A 16,674-nucleotide genomic window follows, 5' to 3' on the forward strand; every position below is an offset into this window, starting at 1 on the left:
GGGCCGGGTTCGGGGGAGCCGGGCCGGTGAACGACGCCGGCCCTTTCGCCCCGCGACGCAAGCCTACGTGGCCGGCTTGAACATGCGCATCAGAACGTCGGTCTTGAGCACCAGCCAATGGACGAACGCGCCGCCGACATGCAGGCCAACGAGGGCCAGCAGCAGGGTCTTGAGCACGCCATGGGCCGAGGCTGCCGCCCCCACACCACCGAACCAGGCAGCACCGCCGGAGACGACGAGGAGAAGAACGACCGCATAGAAAGCCCAGTGGACCGCATGGGCGAGCCATTTCAACGCCGGGGTTTCTTCCTGCGGGAGAGCGGGGACACCGCGCCGGAAGCGCAGCACGAAACGCCACAGCATGAAGGCGCCGATCGCGATGCCGCCAAAGACGTGGGCGGCGACCAGCGGATTGAACGGGACCGCAGCGCTGGACACGAATGCATGCCAGGCAGCGGAGATGGCGTCATGGAAAACGAACTGGGCGGCGATCATGATCGCCACGAGCCAGTGGAGAATGATCTGGGTGCGGGAATAACCGGCGGGAGATGCCATGGCGTGTCCTTACGGGGCGGATTTGTCTGGAAAGTTCGGGAAAAGGAGAAAGGGGCACAGGTCGTGCCTGTGCCCCCTTGTCGGCCGCGTTAGTTGTTCGGGGCCTGCTGGGGTGCCGGCTGCGGAGCCTGCCAGTAACCCTTCCGCATCTGCGCGAAGCGGGACATCATCTGGCCGGCAATGCGCATCTCGTCGGCGGAGACCTGACCGTCGCCATCGGCGTCGAGCATGCGGAACGGACGCTCGGCCATCTTTCTGGTCATCTCGGCGTGCAGCGCCTCGAACTCGGTCTGCGAAAGACCGCCGCTCTTGTCGGTATCGTATTTGGCCTGCAGGGCCGCGACGCCCTTCGTGACTTCGTCCGGCGAGACGGTACCGTCCTTGTTTTCGTCGAAGGTCTGGAAGATCGGGTTGTTCATCGGACCGCGCATGCCGCCCGGGCCGAAACCACGGCCGTGACCGCGCATGTACTGACCCTTCATGCCGCGCGGGCCGCCCTGCCACATGCCGGGACCGCCATACTGGCCCTGCTGGCTCCAGCCGCCGCGCGGGCCGCAATCGCCCTTCCACCAGCCGCCGGCGACCGCCGGAACTGCGAGAGCGGTACCGACCACGGTCACGGTGGCCAGGCTGAGGGCTGCAATCGTTGTGCGTTTCATAACATCACCTCGTGTGTTTGCGTTGCGATGCATGAAAACTGGGGGTCGTTTGTCGCAGAAGGATGCCAGCGCGAGCGAGAATTGTATCAGTCTGTCGCAAAGCGCGGCTTTGTTACCGACAGTGACAGCATTCTTTCTGACGCCTCGCGAAGCTCGCTATAGTGGCGCCATGAGCGAACAGACCCATACCCCGCATATCCTTGTCGTCGACGACCATCGCGAGATCCGCGATGCGGTTTCGCGTTATCTGGAAAAGAACGGCTTGCGCGCGACGACAGCGCGCGACGCGAAGGAAATGGACGCCTGCCTGAAGGCGGGGCGCTACGACCTCATCGTGCTCGACGTGATGATGCCGGGCGAGGACGGCCTGTCGGTCGCGCGGCGGCTGTCGGACAAGGGCGGCCCGCCGATCCTGATGCTGAGCGCGCTCGGCGAGGAAACCGACCGGGTCGTCGGGCTGGAAATCGGTGCCGACGACTATCTCGCCAAGCCGTTCAGCCCGCGCGAGCTGCTCGCCCGCATCAAGTCGATCCTGCGCCGGCTGGAAAAGGCGGAACCCTTCGCCGGTGAGCTGACCGGGCAGCGCTATGAATTCGCCGGCTGGGTGCTCGACACCGACCGGCGGATCCTCATGCGCGGCGGCGACGAGGAAGAGGTCCGGCTGACGACGGCGGAGTTCAAGCTGCTTGTGGTGTTCCTCGAGCGACCGCGGGTGGTGCTGTCGCGCGAACAGCTTCTCGATCTGACGAGCGGGCGCAGCGCCACCGTGTTCGACCGGACCATCGACAATCAGGTCAGCCGGCTGAGGCGCAAGATCGAAGCCAATCCGGCACAGCCTGAAATAATCACCACGGTGCGGGCGGGCGGCTATTCGCTGGTCGCCGATGTGCGGAGCCTGTCATGATGCGCCTCGTTCCGCGCAGCCTGCTCGGCCAGCTCGTGCTGTTGATCCTCTTTGCCCTCGTCGCCGCGCAGGTGGTCAGCTTCTGGCTGCTGACCGACGAGCGAAGCAACGCGGTGCGGCGCGCGCTTGTCTTCGAGGCAGCCGACCGGGTTGCGAGCGTCGCGCGTCTGCTCGACGGCGCCGAGGGCGACACCCGTACCACCATCCTAGACGCCGCGACCTCGCCGTCGGCCCGCTTCTCGCTCGACAAAGAGGCGTCAATTCCCGCGTCCGAGGGCTCGTCAGAGGAAATCGTCGCCCGGCTCGGAGCCTTGCTGCCGGAAGAACAGCGCAAGGATCTGCGGGCGCGGCTGGAACCCGTTCCGCTGCCCTGGCGCGAACGGGGATGGCGGTGGCGCAACTCAGAGCGTCACGGCAAAGATCGCTTCGGCGAGCGGCACCGCGGCGACGAGCGACGGGGGCCACCGCCGTGGGCTCGCAACCGCATGGCGGCGCCCGGCGTTCCCCCGATGCATCTGCGCGTCGCCGTGCTGCTTTCCGGCGGCGAATGGCTGAACATGGAAATGCGGCTTCGCCGGCCTGACTTCCAGCGGCCATCGATGTTCTTCACCACGCTGCTCCTGACGGTCGGCGGGCTGATCATTGCGCTCTGGTTCGGGCTGCGCCGCATAACCGGACCGTTGCAGCGGCTCTCGGTTGCCGCCGACCACCTTGGCCGCGGCGAAGAAATTCCTCCCCTGCCGACGACGGGGCCGCGCGAGGTGCAGGCGCTTTCCAAGGCCTTTTCCGACATGCAGGAGCGCCTCACGCGCATGCTCTCCGACCGCACACGGATGCTCGCCGCGCTCGGCCACGATCTGCGCTCGCCGATCACCGCGCTGCGCCTGCGCGCCGAGATGGTCGACGACGAGGAGACCCACACCCGCATGGTGACGATCCTCGACGAGATGCAGGAAATGGTCGAATCCACCCTCGCCTATGCGCGCGGCATTTCTGAGGACGAGGCGACGGAAACCGTCGATCTAACGGCGCTGGTCACCGAGCTTGCCGCCGAAGTCTCCGAAACGGGCCCCGAGATCGCAGCCGAGCCGCCCCTGCCTGCACTTTCGACGCGTCTGCGCCGCACCTCGATCCGCCGTGCCCTGCGCAACGTGTTAGAAAACGCCCAGCGCTATGGCGGCGGCGCCTCTGTCCACGTCTTAAATGAGGGCGCGCAGGCGCGCATCGTCGTTGCCGACAATGGCCCCGGCATAGCGCCGGACGCCCTTGAGCGCGTCTTCGATCCGTTCGTACGGCTGGAGGAATCCCGCTCGCGCGACACCGGCGGCACCGGCCTGGGGCTTTCGATCGCCCGCACCATCCTGCGCGCCCATGGCGGCGACATCACGCTCGCCAACCGGGCGGAAGGCGGGCTTGAGGCGGTCATCACCCTGCCGCTCGCGGGGGATGATGCCTAGCGGCACGGCAAAAGGGCCTGCACCAGCTTTTCGGCGTCACTCGCAAGCAGATCAAATGTTGCATTGCGAAACGCGTCGGTAGAATACGCGTCCGTCGGCAAGCTTTGCGTTCAACACCAAATCAGATAGGTATTTGAAAAACCGGTTCGCAGGGCAGTTGTGCAATGGTGCATCGTCTCATTTACTTCAGTTCTACGGCGCCTTCTTTTCAAGCGCCTGACGTCGAAGACATTCTTTCCGTCGCCCGCGAACGTAACAGGCGTGCCGGCATCACCGGATTGCTGGTCTATCACGACGGAAACTTCCTACAGATCCTCGAGGGCCCCCGCGACGCCGTGGAGGAGTGTTTCACGCGCATCCAGAACGATCCGCGGCATGACGGCATTATTCGCGTCGTATCCGAAGACGTCGAAGAGCGGGTTTTCGGTGACTGGGAAATGGCCTGGATGCCCTTTCAGGACGCCTCCGCCGAAGCACAGCAAGGGTTCCTGGATATCCAGTCCCTGCGTGACAGCGACACCATGCAACGCGCACAGCGCGATTTCATGTCCCATGCTTTCGTGAACACGTTCCTGCGCTCGTTCCGCGCCACATCGTAGCCGCATGGCCTGCAATTTACGCCCAACGCAAACGCCATTAATCCAGGTATTGCCATTCAAGGGGAAGGAATGGTGCTGCGAGTGAGGATTGAAAACGCGAGACACTCACATAACCAACTGTATTATATTGCTATTTCGGGCCGTCGATAGCGAGATGTGTACCAGACGAGTAACGCCACCACAAGGCATGTGCACGAGGGTCTGCCGACCGTGAATGTCTGGCCTTCACCTATACCAGCAGGCTCAAAGTCTGTTGGCTCAAGAGTGGGGCGAAAACCACAAAGGCGTATCGTGGCGCCATTTCCGGGGTGAAAGCCCGGTAACACCTCCCAGTGCAATAGGCCATGAAACGCGCGTTTTTCAGTTGCAAACATCCTCCTTGCAACTGTTCGAGAGAGAGCGTATCGAGAGTCTAGCGTTCGGTTCGTAGCGCATCTCTTTCGGAGCAAACATGAGCATAATTGCCGATGTCGCCGACAAGTTCGGCGGGGTGGCTGTGGCTGTTCTCGCAATCGCGTGGGGTGCCAGCGCGCCAATTGGTATGATCTACTGGGCCATTCAGGGCTCTCTGGTCGGTGTCGTGCTTTCTCTCATTGTTCCCGGCTACGGTGTGATCTCGACAGCCTTCGAGTTTTTCACTTAGCGGCCTTGCCGATGGCTAGTTAAACACCGCAAGACCTCCCGACATTCTCAACACCGTAGACGCTTCGACCCCATATTTCTTGCGGATAAGTGTCTGTCAGTGCAAAGCGACCCCAAAATGCAAGATGATGGCGACCACGTACGCTCTAACTGTGTCCAGCACGGCCCCATGAGCTGCGGCGTCTGCTGGCCCGACCAGTCAATCAACCTTCAGGAAAACGGCGCATTTCGCCTCGTCCGCGACCCTGGCCATTGGGGCAGTGCAAACCCCATCGTACTCGTACTAGGCGTAAGCAAAGGAAACACCCAGTCTAATGCCTTTCGCAGAGAGCCGTTTGATGCCGTCGCCTTCAAAGGCATCCGACACAGATTGCTCTCTGTCTTGCAATCAGTTGGCTTGTTAGTGGAAGACGACATCGGACGTTTCGAGCAGCGGTTTCAAGCCGATGAGAAAGAGTACGCGTTTGCCAGCGCCGTCCGATGCTCACTTACCGGGATGGACCCCAAGAAGGGCAGTTTCTCCGCAGAAAGCCCGAAGGTTGTTCCCGCATTTAAGGTGGGCTCCGCAGGCCACCACTTTACCTCCGCATGCGTTGACCGCCATATCGGGCAGCTTCCCAAGGCGACGCGGCTCGTAGTTCTGCTCGGGAATACTGATAATTATATCAAGCATATATCCCATCTCATAGGCTGCTCACGAGGTAACTTGAACAAGATCAACGAGGTTGCTTATGAGGCTGGGGGCGTCTTGTTTGTTCACGCATCTCACCCCTCAAAGGGAAACGGCCATTTCGGCGCCTACATTCGCGGCGAAGGAACGCCGGGAGAGAAGATGAGAAGGGCCCGCGAAGCCGTTTCCTCCGTTCAGTTTGGGTGAAACAATCGGCACGACTTTGCGTGTTCCTTAATTTCGATATCCCGTACACTTAAAAAGAGCGGTTGGGGCTGATCGAGGCACGCAAGATACGTCGCTCGAAGGGAACTGATCTCTTGTTAGTGAAACCGAATTAAGGCCGTGATTGGCGTTGGTTTGTATTTGTCCACTTCCCAGTCGCCGGACCGGCTAGACGAACATACGAAATGGTGGGAAACGTAAATGATTTCTTGGCTTGCGAAAAAAGCATTGTCCGCTCGCGCCAGCATGTGCACCAAAGAACTTCAGTGGCACCTTGAACAATCAACAATGCATGAGCGGGCCGATATATTGCTTTACTCGCAGGATTATCGATATCAGGCGTTTTCAAACACGAATATTATAAGTCGAATTCTAGACGCACCGACATCCTCCACCTATGTTGAGGTATCTGCACTTTATAATAAGATCGAAGAAACTCGGAATCTCCATATGCATTATAGCAAGATGGCAAAGAAAGAAATGAAACGATTTGGATTTGAGACGCATATGTCAATAGACGAGACCGAGTCCATACGACGCGGCTTCGAGTTGTGGCTTGTTACGCTTGCGTCGGGGTTCGACCTGACGTTCAGAGACCGCGCTTTGTTTGTTTGGGACACCTTGCATGCCTCAGCCACATCTTTCGATGAATTACTCCAATATCGGCGCTCAACTAAAGAATTAAATTCCGAACTTGGAAACGATACTGACTTAAAGATACTCGATCTCCCAACGGCATTAATGTGGGAGCAGATTGCATATGTCCCTTCTTTCATCGCACCCCTGCTACGAAAACCCATTATCGCCCCGACGCAAACACCGTGAAAAGCCTCGTCGCCTTCGCGCACATCACTTCTGCGCAATCAGGATAGGCAGCATCACGACACGCTACACCGCCCCTGCTGCGCCATCTCGCTCACGCCGGGCGCTTTGCCTGCTCTTCGCTGGCGATGCGATAGACGCCCGACCGGGCGATGCCGAGGCGCTTGGCGATGGCGGACGGGCTTTCACCGGCCTGCCATGCCGCAACCACTGCCTCGCGGTCGATGGACTTCTGACGCCCCCGGTACTTGCCCTTGGCTTTCGCCTTGGCGATGCCTTCGGCCTGTCGTTCCCGGCGCAGGTCGTTTTCGAACTCCGCGAACGCCCCCAGCAACGTGAACATGAGCTTGCCGGTCGGGCTCGTGGTGTCGATGGCCTGCTCTGTGACGATCAGGTCGGCTTCGTTGGCGCGTATCTCGGTGACGATCTGAAAGAGGTCGGTGACGGAACGGGCCAGCCTGTCGAGGCGCGTGACCACCAACGAGTCGCCGGGACGAAGAGCGCTAATCGCGTGTGCTAGCTCCGGGCGCTTGTCTCTGTTCGTGCCGCTCGCCCTGTCGATGTAGAGGCGACCGTCATTGACGCCTGCCTTCTGCAGGAGGTCGATCTGCGCAGCCTCGTTCTGTCCGACTGTGGAGACGCGAGCATATCCGATCTTCATGGCGATATGTCCTGTTAGGGTCTTATACTATCGGGACAATACGTCCTATTTATCTCGATATCAACCCATATAGGACAAAAAAATAGCGCCCTGCTTGGGTATACCCAAATAGGACGCAATGGGTCGCCCCCCCTTCAGGACGCCTAGCGAGCCAAGCTCAGGACGATTTGTCGGGGGATGATGGAGAGTGGAACTCGGCAGGCGGCAAGCGTATCTGCTCCGACTGCTGTTGGACCTCATCCCGCGCACAGCCGATGAGATAGACGGCAAGGGATAGTTCCAGATCGGACGCTGCCGACTGTGCAGCCTCCAACTGTTCTAGCAGCGCGGCATAGGCTTCGCGCACAGATCGCTTCTCATTCATCGCCACTTCGGCGCACGCCATCCGGCGTCCAACGCCTCTCTCTCGGAACAGAACCAACGTTCGCCCTTCTCGGGGCTGATCTCGGTGCGACTGTACCAAGGAGACCATGGTGGGTGGTAGATTTGGCCATGCTTCGAGATATTGCCCTTGATCGGGCATCCGTCTGGAGCCTTCTGTTTGGCCACCTTCCACTTGTCGGCGCGATACTCCCATGCGGGTTGGGTATCGCCTTGCCAGATACCGAGACCAGCCGAGCGAGCGGCTTCCTCCTCGGCAACGTAGTCGCGGCTATACCTGACAAAGGCCCATGCGTAGCCTTCAGCGACCAGAACACGATTGATATCGGTACCGTCCGCAGAAAGGCAGTGAGCGAGCAAACGGTCGTAGTCGTCGTACTCCGTACCGGTGCAGATGATCTCGCCATGGATAAGCGATTGAAGGCGGTCCATGGCGTCCTGATCGCAACGCCACTTCTTTCCGGTCGAGGTCTGGCACTTCTGGCCAACCTCCGGGGTATCGATACCGTGAAGGCGAATAGACTGCCGCCCGATCTCCAGCGTATCGCCATCAATGATGGACGCTTTGCCGCGCATCTCTAGTGCCGAGGCGGAACCGATAGCCACCAGCATCGCCAAAGCCGCAATCACAAACCGCATATCGCCTCCCCAATCGCACGGCCATTGTGCTTAACGAGCGAGAGATTCCCACCCCCGAACATTCCGGGGTGCGAACAACATGGGAAAGGTCGATAGCCGAGTGGATAGTACGTCCACTTTGTCTACCTGTTCAGAGAAAAACGAAGCGGCACCAATGCTATGGCCGAACGATGACCACTAGGAGCACCTTTACCCAGGCACCCCCAGCCGGGGGAACTGGCCGGTACGACATATCTGATTGCCGCCTCGGATTTTTCTGCCAAATATCCGGGGTGGTCGCAGAGGCGCGGAGACAGGAATGCCACGGGGCGTAGCTCTCACCGTCTCCTCGCTTCCGGGGGTGGCATTTTTCCGGGTTTGTAGTGGTTCGGGTACCAACACCCTCGCCAATCCATTCCACCCGGTTTTTAGCGACCCCGCAGGCCTTCTAGGGCCTATCCGGGCTTCTATGCTCCCCACGGCTTGAAGGGGACCGTCGAGAAACCCTTGTCACCTTCATAGAGGGCGAGCTTCGCGGCATTGGCGATATCGGGGAAGATCAGACGCGGATGAGGTTCACCTTCCCCATAGAGTTCCATGCGCCCGCTGTGGCCACGCTCGACCAGAGCACGGCAAGCGGCAAGGCCCTGCTCACGCTGCGACGGAACAAGACACTCGCCTTCGAAGAACGCGGCATACTCCTGCCACCGGCTTGTGAGCTTCGAGGGACGGATGGTGACGACAAGGGTCATTCCGACGCCTCCTCGCCTTCGTCCGGGTCGGTGTCATCGTCTTCCCAAGGCGCTGCGGTGGCGCTGTCCTCGGGGTCGCTAGGCTTGTCCTCTTCGGACTTACGGGACCGAGCTTCGACCCACGGCAGGGAATGGGCTTCCTCGCCAAGGTGTCGGGCAACACCGCGCATCACCGCGACGGTCTGGTGAGAACAGAGGCCACGGGACAGGATGTAGGAGGTTGCCTCGCCACCGAGGACCAGACGCCAAGCCTCTTCGATACGTTCGGCGGGGTCGCTCTTGATGGTGTCCGTGGTGGTGGGCGCCTCTTCGACAGCTTCAACAGCCTTCGAGGGCTCGGGTGTTGCCGCAGTGACCGCTCCCCGATGAGTGCCCCCTGCCTGCGCAAAGGGCTTTTCCATCACAACGGCCTTGGGACGCACGACGGACGACATGGGTGCAGCCGTGGACGAAGCACCCGTCAAGCCAGACAAGCTGCCCACGAGGGCACTATTGAGGACCACCGACAGGCGGGTGGCGAGGGTCGCGGCATCGGCGGGGGCAAGGCCGGTGAAGGCATCGCGAAGCACCTCATCGATGCGCTGGCGGGGCTTTGCCCGTTCCTCGGCTTCGGCTGTGCTGCGGACATGGTCGATCAGGTCCGACAGATCGGTCTTGAGGGACGACAGGAGTCGTTCCACGCCATCCTTGGCGATGGCGCTGGTACTGGTGTTCATGGTCATGGGAGTTCTTCAACGAGTGTGATTGGGGCGAGGCGTGTTCCGACAACGAGACGTGCGAGGTCTGGCCCGTCCGGCAGGGGAACCGGAAAGACCAGACCGACACGCACACACACGTTGAGGAACGATGGTCGACGGTCACGAGGACCGAAGACCGACCGCACTCCCGGAAGCCGGGTGTCTATGGGACAGACTGTGCGGGTAGCTTCATGCTCTTCTCTGGTCGATCAGATGGACGGCATGGGATGGCACCATGCGAAGCATCTGGCAGGCAGAGACGACATGAGGGCAGGCATGGGGAGTAGACAGGAAGGGTGATGGTGATCGTACCACCCGGACCAACATCTATGACACGATCAGGAACCCCAATCAGGCATCATGGCTATGCTCTGTCGATTGTCGGTCCTGATACCTTCATAGGTCTATCCTAGAGGGGTCTAGGTCTGGATGGTTATGGTGGTCTTAGCCTAGGGGGTCGCCTAGGTCCTCATCTGGATATCCTCTGGCTTACCTCTGGGGGTGTCATGGGGCTCCCCCCTCCTCTTTTACCTTAAGGTGTGGGCAATTAAGGGTAGGCGAATATCGTCTCGACACAACCAATCATCCGAGGCCCTAACCAGAACGGTCCAAGCCCCTGTCGCTCACGGCTCGCTCGTCCTCATTCATCTCGCCACTCACCACCTTCTCCTCGCCCATCACATAGGCACCGTCCTTGCGGATGGCCGGGAGAACGTCACGGGTGACCCAGTCCTGAAACTCAGCGGCTGCCGGGTTGGACCGGTGGGCACGCAGGACGAGCTTGTAGAGACCGGACTCGGCGATGACGGTCATCGACTGCTGTCCACCGGGGGTGTTCAAAACTTGAAGCCCCTTTTCGTGCTCCCCAAGCGGAGAGGTGGCACGAGAAGCATTCAGCAGGCCGAGAGCCCGGCAGACGTCAGCCGCGACGAACCACGGCTTGCCGTCGATGTCGACCACGCGGATGGCATTGGTCAGGTAGTTGAAAGTGCGAAGAGAGGTAGAGGTGGTCATTGCCATTCGGACAAGCCAGCCTTTGCCCCCAATTTTGGGGAGTAAGGTATCGACATCTGTTTCGCGGGAGCTCGTAGTGATGCCAAGAAACCGATGAACAGAACAGTGTGCGCCCTAGGGGCCTCCACAAAATTGTGGTGAGCTTTTTCAGCGCCAGACATAGGTTCCCAATGGTTCCGGGAAAGAGGTACCCCGCTGCTCAATATTGAGCATCCCCACCAGAGCGAGCCAATCACTGGGCACAAAATTGTGCGCAGCTTCCGGTTGGAAATACGCCCACCGATGGCAGCCTTGGGTTCCAGCTCGGCGATCTTGGCGTTGGCCTCGTCGACCTTCTCCACGATCTCCTCGACCTTCCCCTCCAGCAGCTTCACTTCCTGCTGAGCGATGACCTTCTGGTCGTACTCGGCAGCCCAAGCGCGGGCAGCGTCGGACGGACTGGAGAAGTCAGGCAGAGCTGGGACAGAGGGCTGCGACCGGAGACGCTCGATCTCTGCCAAGGCGTCGTTGAAGGCGTTGATGTAGGCCCGCTTGAACTTCGCCGCTTTCGCTCCGGTGAACCCCATGGCGAGGAGAGCGAAGCCGTCCTTGTCCATGTTGAACTGGCGGTGCTGCTGAGAGCCGGTCCGCTCATGGGTGTAACACCCCTCGTCAAAATTGACGCGGGCTTCCGGGTCATCGTCCAAAAGGCGGTCGATGGCCTTCAGAACGTTCGCGTGCTCCTTGCTGAAGAAGTCGGCAACGTCCTTGCTGGTGGCGAACACCTTGCCATCCTCAACGATCACCACCGGCTTGGTCTTGGCGGTTTCCGAGGTGGCCGGGAGGGTGGTCTTGGGCTTGGCAGGGACGACGGCCTTGGAGAGGCTGTAGAGGACGTTATCCTCGATCCACTTCCAGAGACGGCCATCCTCATCGAGGCCGAGGCGGGCGAAGGCATGAGGCAACCACGTCTCAGAGATCATGCGGGTGCCATTGCCACCCATCTGGTAGGTGCCGGTGACCCCATCGACCCACTTACCTGCCTTCGAGGTGTTGCCCCACGGCTCACCGAGGATGGCGCACACGTCCTTCATCACGAAGAGCGCCAAGCCATTGTACCGGGCGACCCGAAGGGAACCGCGAGGGTGGTCATAGGTGGTCAGGGGGAGCGCGACCCCACAAGAAAATATTGTCGCACCACCACCGCAAAACAGGTCATAAAACCATTAATCCCACTAGTGTTCTCAATAACCACCCCTTACCGCGCTGATAACATTCATATCGCAAAATATTAATCCCACTAGTGTGCCCAATATTCGTCCCACTAGTGTGTTTTTATTTCAATTGCACGACATTTTTATTTGATGCAGAATCATCATGCATCTAACACACAGGGAATACATTCATGGAAATCCAAATTAACGACTTCCTGTTCGGCAATCGCGGCTTCTCGGCAATCATGATCGAGACCCCGAACTGGGCCTTCATTGCCGACCGGTCAGAGTGGTTCCACTGGGAAAACGGGGAGCATCGCCGGTGGTCACTTCGGCGGAGGCAGAACGGCGCTTGGGCAGACTGGACGCCAGCACGCATGTTCGCTGCCAAGTGAACGCCCAACAGGGAGAACCGAGGGGCCGCCGAAGGACGGCCTCTTCTCATTCGTGGGTGTCGAGATCGTACCGGGGGAGCTTGGCTATCTCGCGAGCGAGCGTCTTCAATGAACGCTGGCCATAGCGCTCGCCTTCCGTCCGAGGGGCATGCCCACAGATCGCATCAGAGAACTTCGTCGAAATATCGACCTCATCCGCAACAGTCTTGAACCGATGACGCCAACCGTGGTTCGGGCTAACTCCCTCGTCGGAAATGCCCACAGTTTTCCGCACCCATGTCGCCAAATGCCCAGAGACAGGCTCCCATGGGCGTTCTGCGGGGCTGTCTGAGGCATAGAAGAGCGGGCCATCATCGCAAGCGTTCACGAAGTCAAGGAAGCCCTGTTCGACCAGATGCGAGTGCAGCGGAACGGAGCGGGCCTTCTTAGTCTTCACCGCTCCTGCAGCTGGCGTGATCAACAGATAGGGGATGCCCTCTTCGGTTCTCACATCCTCCCGGCGCAACTGCGTCATTTCGGAGACACGCGCCCCGGTATAGGCACACAGCCACGGCACCCACCTTTGAGCCATGCGCATTCGCCATTGGGTTCGACCCGGCGCATCCGGCGCTGCAATTGCCGCTCGCAAGATCGCCTCAGCTTCGACATCGGTGAAGTCCGGCGAGCGCAAGACCTCGCGTTTCTCCTTTGGCACCCGGAGCCCCGCGACCGGGTTCTCCGTAAGCCTCAATAGGTCAACGCCTTTCGAGAACACGGCACTAAGCGCTGCCCGGTTCACCTTTCCGAATGTTGTCGCGCTCACCGAGCCGCTTGCGGTCAGTTCATCACGCCAACGCACGATATCGGCCCTCGAGACTCTGCGAGCATCATCGTGACCCAGATAGGCCACGAACTGCCTCACAACGATGGCCCAGCGGCGGGCCGATGTAATCGACCCACCTAGCCGAGCCCTCTCCGCCTTCCACTCCTCGAACAAGCCCGTGATCGTCACCGATGCGGATGGCTCTATTGCCGCTTCTGGCGGTGTCCATTCGGGGAAGCGACCAGCTTGCGGGTCGGGGGAATAGTCACCGTTCGCCTTGGCAAGGTTCAAACGCGCGGCTTGGTCCAGCGCATCTTTTGCAGCGTCGATAAGTCGGGAGCGACTATCAGCATCGGTTTCGATCCCCTGCACAGAGAGGACGGCATCCACCAACCCGCCGAACCGCTCCTCCATGGATCGCCGGGTGTCGTCGGTCGGACGCGGTATCTTCAACCCGGTTAGATCGCCAACCGCTGCACGGGCGTTCATCGCCAGCGCATTGGACCAACGCTCCGGCTTTCCGGGGTCTTCGTCAAAGGCGTCCGCAAAGGCCGCATAGAGCAGCCCGGACAACGCCTGAACTTGCTTATGGGAGAGCCGTTGCGACCCTCCGCGCAAACGAGCCCAGATGGCCTGCAGGGCGGCATCTGTGTCGCGGAAGATTTCCTTGGCCTCGGTCGGGCTCTTCGTGCCGAGCGAGACCTTGACCGCATCACCGATCTTCACCTGCCGAGGTTTGCCGCCAATCACAAGCGTGATCGTACGACCCTTGGCCTGTTTCGCCAGATCGGTGGGGACGCGCTGTCGAAGGTAGTAGACCCCCGTGATGGTGTGCTTCCACGGTGAAGGCATAGTAAGGCTCATGTGAACCATCCCTGTGTACCAGAGGGACAGCCGAAAGCAAGCCAATATCAATTAGTTATTTCCATTCAAGGAGAAGGAATGGTGCTGCGAGTGAGGATTGAACTCACGACCTCTCCCTTACCAAGGGAGTGCTCTACCACTGAGCTACCGCAGCCCGGGCCGGAAACGTGGAAGCGAGGCTTCGCCGGCGTCAGGCGCCTTCCGCGCAGGTCTTGTGCTTAAGCGAAAGGGCCGTGCAGCCGCGATCCGCCGCTGCAACGGCACGCCTTTTGCCACAGCATCCGCGCCGATGCAAGCGCCTCGGCACGCGCAATCGGCATCACCTTTCGAACAAGCCGCGCACGGAGGTTTGCAGCGAGCCGCGCAGCCGGTGTAAAGAGCGCGCATGAGCAAGGCAAAACAGACATCCGGCAAGGGCTCTTCGGGCCCATCCGACCGGCAGGAACGGCTGGCGGCCGCGCTGCGCGACAATCTGCGCCGGCGCAAGGATCGTCAGCGCGCCCGCGACGCCGGGCCGGACGAGACGGATGCTGAAGCGCCGGCCACGGATGGCGGCGATACGCCCTCTTCCGAATAGGCCATTGATCAGCCTCATTTGGCGGAAAACCTTGCATTTCCCCGCCGTCACGGGCAGAAGCGTGCCGACAACGGCGAAACGGCGGACAATTTTCCGCCGCCGCATCCCGGATCCCGCGCTCGCGGCGATCGCAGAACGGACAGGTTACATGGAAAAGATTCGCATTGTCGGCGGCTCCCCGCTGAACGGCACCATCCCGATTTCCGGCGCCAAGAACGCCGCCCTGCCGCTGATGATCGCGAGCCTTTTGACCGACGAGACACTGACGCTCGAAAACGTGCCGCGGCTGCGCGACGTGCGCCAGCTGTTCGAGATCCTCGGCAATCACGGCGTCGACACCACGATCGCCGGCAAGCGCCGCGGCGCCGACCCGATGTCGGGCCAGACGGTGCGGATCTCGGCCAAGACCATCGTCGATACGACCGCGCCCTATGATCTCGTCTCGAAGATGCGGGCAAGCTTCTGGGTCATCGGCCCGCTTCTGGCGCGCATGGGCCAGGCGCGGGTGTCGCTGCCGGGCGGTTGCGCCATCGGCACCCGTCCGGTCGACTTCTTCATTCAGGGCCTGACCGCGCTCGGCGCGGAAATCGACATCACCGGCGGTTATGTCGAGGCGAAGGCGCCGAACGGCCTCATCGGCAACAAGATCGTGTTCCCGAAGGTCTCGGTCGGCGCGACCCATACGGTGATGATGGCGGCGGCGCTCGCCCGCGGCGAGACGGTGATTGAAAACGCCGCGCGCGAGCCGGAAATCGTCGATCTCGCCGATTGCCTGATCGGCATGGGCGCGAAAATCGAAGGCGCCGGCACCTCGACGATCCGCATTCAGGGTCAGGACAAGCTGCACGCCTATACCCACCGGGTCCTGCCCGACCGCATCGAGACCGGCACCTATGCGATCGCGGTGGCGATGACCGGCGGCGACGTGGTGCTGCAGGGCGCCCGTCCCGATCTGCTCGAAGCAGCGATTGCCGCGATCCGCCGCACCGGCACCGAGATCACCGAGACGAATGAAGGCCTGCGGGTGCGCCGCAGCGGCGGCGGCATCGCCCCGGTCGATATCGTGACAGCACCGCATCCGGGCTTTCCGACCGATCTGCAGGCGCAGTTCATGGCGTTGATGACGCGCGCCGACGGCGTCTCGCACATCACCGAGACGATCTTCGAGAACCGCTTCATGCATGTGCAGGAACTCGCCCGCCTCGGCGCGAAGATCCATCTCGACGGCCAGGTGGCCACTATCGTGGGCTGCAAGGAGCTGCACGGCGCGCCGGTGATGGCGACCGACCTGCGCGCCTCGGTGTCGCTGGTGATCGCCGGTCTGGCGGCAGAAGGCGAAACGACGGTCAGCCGGATCTATCACCTCGACCGCGGTTTCGAGCGGCTGGAAGAGAAGCTCGCGCGCTGCGGCGCCACCATCGAGCGGCTCGCGGCATAGCGCCGGCTTCAACCCGACACCCCACGGCGAAGCGCGGCGTTCTGTGGCGCGGAGCGTGGAAACACTGGCCGAGCCGGGTTTTCCGCTATCGTGCAATTGCGTAGAACGCGCCGACGCGCTAACAGAGGCCGGTCATTTCGCGCGCGAAACCGGCAACCAGCCGGGTCGTCGTCGCGCCAACACCGCGCCGACCGCATCGCGCCGGTCGAACACCGTCAACCACAAGCCCGGAAGCCCGACTTCGATGGAGCCTGTTAAGCTCGTCGCCCTCGACACCGATGATCTCGATGTGTTGTCCGCCTTCACCCAGGACGCGGTGCTGAAGGTCGGCGATATCGCGTGGCTGCAGGGCGAACGGCGTCTCGTCGTGACGATGAACCGGTTCGTCTGGGAAAAGGCCGGCGGCAAGCGCAAGCGTGGCTTCGAACGGCGCCTTGCCGCGCTGCATTTCGATCAGGTCGGGCGCGTTCAGGCTTCCGGTATCCCGCAGGGCGATGCAGATCAGGTCCTTTCGCTGCTGACGATCCGTTTCGAGGAAAGCGCGGATGAAGCTCCGGCGGGAACGATCACGCTGACTTTTGCCGGTGGCGGCAGCATGCGGCTTGCCGTCGACTGCCTCGAGGCGCAGCTTGCCGATCTCGGCGCTGCGTGGACGACGAAAGCCAGGCCCTCGCATGGCGAGGATGCATGACCGAAGGCAGCGCGAACG

20 protein-coding genes and 1 tRNA gene are annotated in these 16,674 nt (G+C 61.1%); 10 read left to right on the forward strand and 11 right to left on the reverse strand.

Annotated elements, in window-relative coordinates; genetic code table 11:
- Positions 1-63 precede the first annotated feature (63 nt).
- Positions 64-555, reverse strand: coding sequence for a cytochrome B (locus C0606_03835; protein ID PLX37446.1), 492 nt, complete (start codon positions 553-555; stop codon positions 64-66).
- Positions 556-644: 89 nt separating this feature from the next.
- Positions 645-1,214, reverse strand: a complete 570-nt coding sequence (locus tag C0606_03840; GenBank protein ID PLX37447.1) for a calcium-binding protein — start codon at positions 1,212-1,214, stop codon at positions 645-647.
- A gap of 169 nt (positions 1,215-1,383) precedes the next feature.
- Between C0606_03840 and C0606_03845 the strand changes: the two genes are divergently transcribed.
- From C0606_03845 to C0606_03870, 6 genes are all read left to right on the forward strand, one after another.
- Positions 1,384-2,118, forward strand: coding sequence for a DNA-binding response regulator (locus C0606_03845; GenBank protein ID PLX37448.1), 735 nt, complete (start codon positions 1,384-1,386; stop codon positions 2,116-2,118).
- Complete coding sequence (locus tag C0606_03850) at positions 2,115-3,575, forward strand: two-component sensor histidine kinase (GenBank protein PLX37449.1); 1,461 nt, start codon at positions 2,115-2,117, stop codon at positions 3,573-3,575. The genes C0606_03845 and C0606_03850 overlap by 4 nt, the downstream gene beginning before the upstream one ends.
- Before the next feature lie 164 nt (positions 3,576-3,739).
- Positions 3,740-4,174 carry a hypothetical protein gene (locus C0606_03855; protein PLX37450.1) on the forward strand — a complete coding sequence of 145 codons (435 nt, stop codon included), beginning with the start codon at positions 3,740-3,742 and terminating at the stop codon, positions 4,172-4,174.
- Positions 4,175-4,625: 451 nt separating this feature from the next.
- Complete coding sequence (locus C0606_03860) at positions 4,626-4,817, forward strand: hypothetical protein (GenBank protein PLX37451.1); 192 nt, start codon at positions 4,626-4,628, stop codon at positions 4,815-4,817.
- 117 nt (positions 4,818-4,934) lie between these two features.
- A complete protein-coding gene (locus C0606_03865; protein ID PLX37452.1) occupies positions 4,935-5,693 on the forward strand; it encodes a hypothetical protein in 759 nt (252 codons plus the stop codon).
- A gap of 468 nt (positions 5,694-6,161) precedes the next feature.
- Positions 6,162-6,536, forward strand: coding sequence for a hypothetical protein (locus C0606_03870; protein PLX37453.1), 375 nt, complete (start codon positions 6,162-6,164; stop codon positions 6,534-6,536).
- A 91-nt stretch (positions 6,537-6,627) separates the two neighbouring features.
- On the opposite strand, the gene C0606_03875 is transcribed toward C0606_03870, so the two are convergent.
- The 7 genes from C0606_03875 to C0606_03905 form a co-directional block, all read right to left on the reverse strand.
- A complete protein-coding gene (locus C0606_03875; GenBank protein ID PLX37454.1) occupies positions 6,628-7,194 on the reverse strand; it encodes an integrase in 567 nt (188 codons plus the stop codon).
- A 157-nt stretch (positions 7,195-7,351) separates the two neighbouring features.
- Entirely contained in the window at positions 7,352-7,558 is a 207-nt protein-coding gene (locus C0606_03880; GenBank protein ID PLX37455.1) for a hypothetical protein, read from the reverse strand.
- A complete protein-coding gene (locus C0606_03885; GenBank protein PLX37456.1) occupies positions 7,555-8,214 on the reverse strand; it encodes a succinoglycan biosynthesis protein in 660 nt (219 codons plus the stop codon). The genes C0606_03880 and C0606_03885 overlap by 4 nt, the downstream gene beginning before the upstream one ends.
- A gap of 446 nt (positions 8,215-8,660) precedes the next feature.
- On the reverse strand, positions 8,661-8,945 hold the full coding sequence (locus tag C0606_03890; GenBank protein PLX37457.1) for a hypothetical protein: 285 nt from the start codon (positions 8,943-8,945) through the stop codon (positions 8,661-8,663).
- On the reverse strand, positions 8,942-9,667 hold the full coding sequence (locus C0606_03895; protein PLX37458.1) for a hypothetical protein: 726 nt from the start codon (positions 9,665-9,667) through the stop codon (positions 8,942-8,944). Before C0606_03895 ends, C0606_03890 begins: the two co-directional genes overlap by 4 nt.
- Positions 9,668-10,276: 609 nt before the next feature.
- Positions 10,277-10,696: a BRO domain-containing protein gene (locus C0606_03900; protein PLX38654.1), complete on the reverse strand. Its 420-nt coding sequence runs from the start codon at positions 10,694-10,696 to the stop codon at positions 10,277-10,279.
- Positions 10,693-11,784, reverse strand: coding sequence for a hypothetical protein (locus C0606_03905; protein ID PLX37459.1), 1,092 nt, complete (start codon positions 11,782-11,784; stop codon positions 10,693-10,695). Before C0606_03905 ends, C0606_03900 begins: the two co-directional genes overlap by 4 nt.
- A 296-nt stretch (positions 11,785-12,080) precedes the next feature.
- Here C0606_03905 and C0606_03910 point away from each other — a divergent pair, with 296 nt between their 5' ends.
- On the forward strand, positions 12,081-12,284 hold the full coding sequence (locus C0606_03910; protein PLX37460.1) for a hypothetical protein: 204 nt from the start codon (positions 12,081-12,083) through the stop codon (positions 12,282-12,284).
- 46 nt (positions 12,285-12,330) lie between these two features.
- Here C0606_03910 and C0606_03915 read toward each other — a convergent pair whose 3' ends face one another.
- Together C0606_03915 and C0606_03920 are read right to left on the reverse strand one after the other, a co-directional pair.
- On the reverse strand, positions 12,331-14,001 hold the full coding sequence (locus C0606_03915) for an integrase (protein PLX37461.1): 1,671 nt from the start codon (positions 13,999-14,001) through the stop codon (positions 12,331-12,333).
- Positions 14,002-14,029: 28 nt separating this feature from the next.
- Positions 14,030-14,104 (reverse strand) — tRNA-Thr (locus C0606_03920).
- A 231-nt stretch (positions 14,105-14,335) separates the two neighbouring features.
- On the opposite strand from C0606_03920, the gene C0606_03925 reads away from it, so the two are divergent.
- The 3 genes from C0606_03925 to C0606_03935 all read left to right on the forward strand — a co-directional run bounded on the left by C0606_03925 (position 14,336) and on the right by C0606_03935 (position 16,656).
- Positions 14,336-14,527 (forward strand): hypothetical protein, encoded by a 192-nt coding sequence (locus C0606_03925; GenBank protein PLX37462.1) that lies wholly within the window; start codon positions 14,336-14,338, stop codon positions 14,525-14,527.
- A 148-nt stretch (positions 14,528-14,675) separates the two neighbouring features.
- Positions 14,676-15,965 carry a UDP-N-acetylglucosamine 1-carboxyvinyltransferase gene (gene murA / locus C0606_03930; GenBank protein PLX37463.1) on the forward strand — a complete coding sequence of 430 codons (1,290 nt, stop codon included), beginning with the start codon at positions 14,676-14,678 and terminating at the stop codon, positions 15,963-15,965.
- A 244-nt stretch (positions 15,966-16,209) separates the two neighbouring features.
- Positions 16,210-16,656: a DUF2948 domain-containing protein gene (locus C0606_03935; GenBank protein PLX38655.1), complete on the forward strand. Its 447-nt coding sequence runs from the start codon at positions 16,210-16,212 to the stop codon at positions 16,654-16,656.
- The last annotated feature ends 18 nt before the right edge of the window (positions 16,657-16,674 follow it).

The sequence above is a fragment of the Hyphomicrobiales bacterium genome (assembly GCA_002869065.1).
GTDB lineage: Bacteria > Pseudomonadota > Alphaproteobacteria > Rhizobiales > Rhodobiaceae > Rhodobium.

Coding starts and splice junctions, on each gene's coding strand:
- C0606_03855 (PLX37450.1), top strand. CDS start 3,740: ATGGTGCATCGTCTCATTTACTTCAGTTCTACGGCGCCTTCTTTTCAA.
- C0606_03880 (PLX37455.1), bottom strand. CDS start 7,558: ATGAATGAGAAGCGATCTGTGCGCGAAGCCTATGCCGCGCTGCTAGAA.
- C0606_03910 (PLX37460.1), top strand. CDS start 12,081: ATGGAAATCCAAATTAACGACTTCCTGTTCGGCAATCGCGGCTTCTCG.
- C0606_03885 (PLX37456.1), bottom strand. CDS start 8,214: ATGCGGTTTGTGATTGCGGCTTTGGCGATGCTGGTGGCTATCGGTTCC.
- murA (PLX37463.1), top strand. CDS start 14,676: ATGGAAAAGATTCGCATTGTCGGCGGCTCCCCGCTGAACGGCACCATC.
- C0606_03890 (PLX37457.1), bottom strand. CDS start 8,945: ATGACCCTTGTCGTCACCATCCGTCCCTCGAAGCTCACAAGCCGGTGG.
- C0606_03925 (PLX37462.1), top strand. CDS start 14,336: ATGAGCAAGGCAAAACAGACATCCGGCAAGGGCTCTTCGGGCCCATCC.
- C0606_03840 (PLX37447.1), bottom strand. CDS start 1,214: ATGAAACGCACAACGATTGCAGCCCTCAGCCTGGCCACCGTGACCGTG.
- C0606_03935 (PLX38655.1), top strand. CDS start 16,210: ATGGAGCCTGTTAAGCTCGTCGCCCTCGACACCGATGATCTCGATGTG.
- C0606_03870 (PLX37453.1), top strand. CDS start 6,162: ATGCATTATAGCAAGATGGCAAAGAAAGAAATGAAACGATTTGGATTT.
- C0606_03850 (PLX37449.1), top strand. CDS start 2,115: ATGATGCGCCTCGTTCCGCGCAGCCTGCTCGGCCAGCTCGTGCTGTTG.
- C0606_03900 (PLX38654.1), bottom strand. CDS start 10,696: ATGACCACCTCTACCTCTCTTCGCACTTTCAACTACCTGACCAATGCC.
- C0606_03845 (PLX37448.1), top strand. CDS start 1,384: ATGAGCGAACAGACCCATACCCCGCATATCCTTGTCGTCGACGACCAT.
- C0606_03860 (PLX37451.1), top strand. CDS start 4,626: ATGAGCATAATTGCCGATGTCGCCGACAAGTTCGGCGGGGTGGCTGTG.
- C0606_03895 (PLX37458.1), bottom strand. CDS start 9,667: ATGACCATGAACACCAGTACCAGCGCCATCGCCAAGGATGGCGTGGAA.
- C0606_03835 (PLX37446.1), bottom strand. CDS start 555: ATGGCATCTCCCGCCGGTTATTCCCGCACCCAGATCATTCTCCACTGG.
- C0606_03865 (PLX37452.1), top strand. CDS start 4,935: ATGCAAGATGATGGCGACCACGTACGCTCTAACTGTGTCCAGCACGGC.
- C0606_03875 (PLX37454.1), bottom strand. CDS start 7,194: ATGAAGATCGGATATGCTCGCGTCTCCACAGTCGGACAGAACGAGGCT.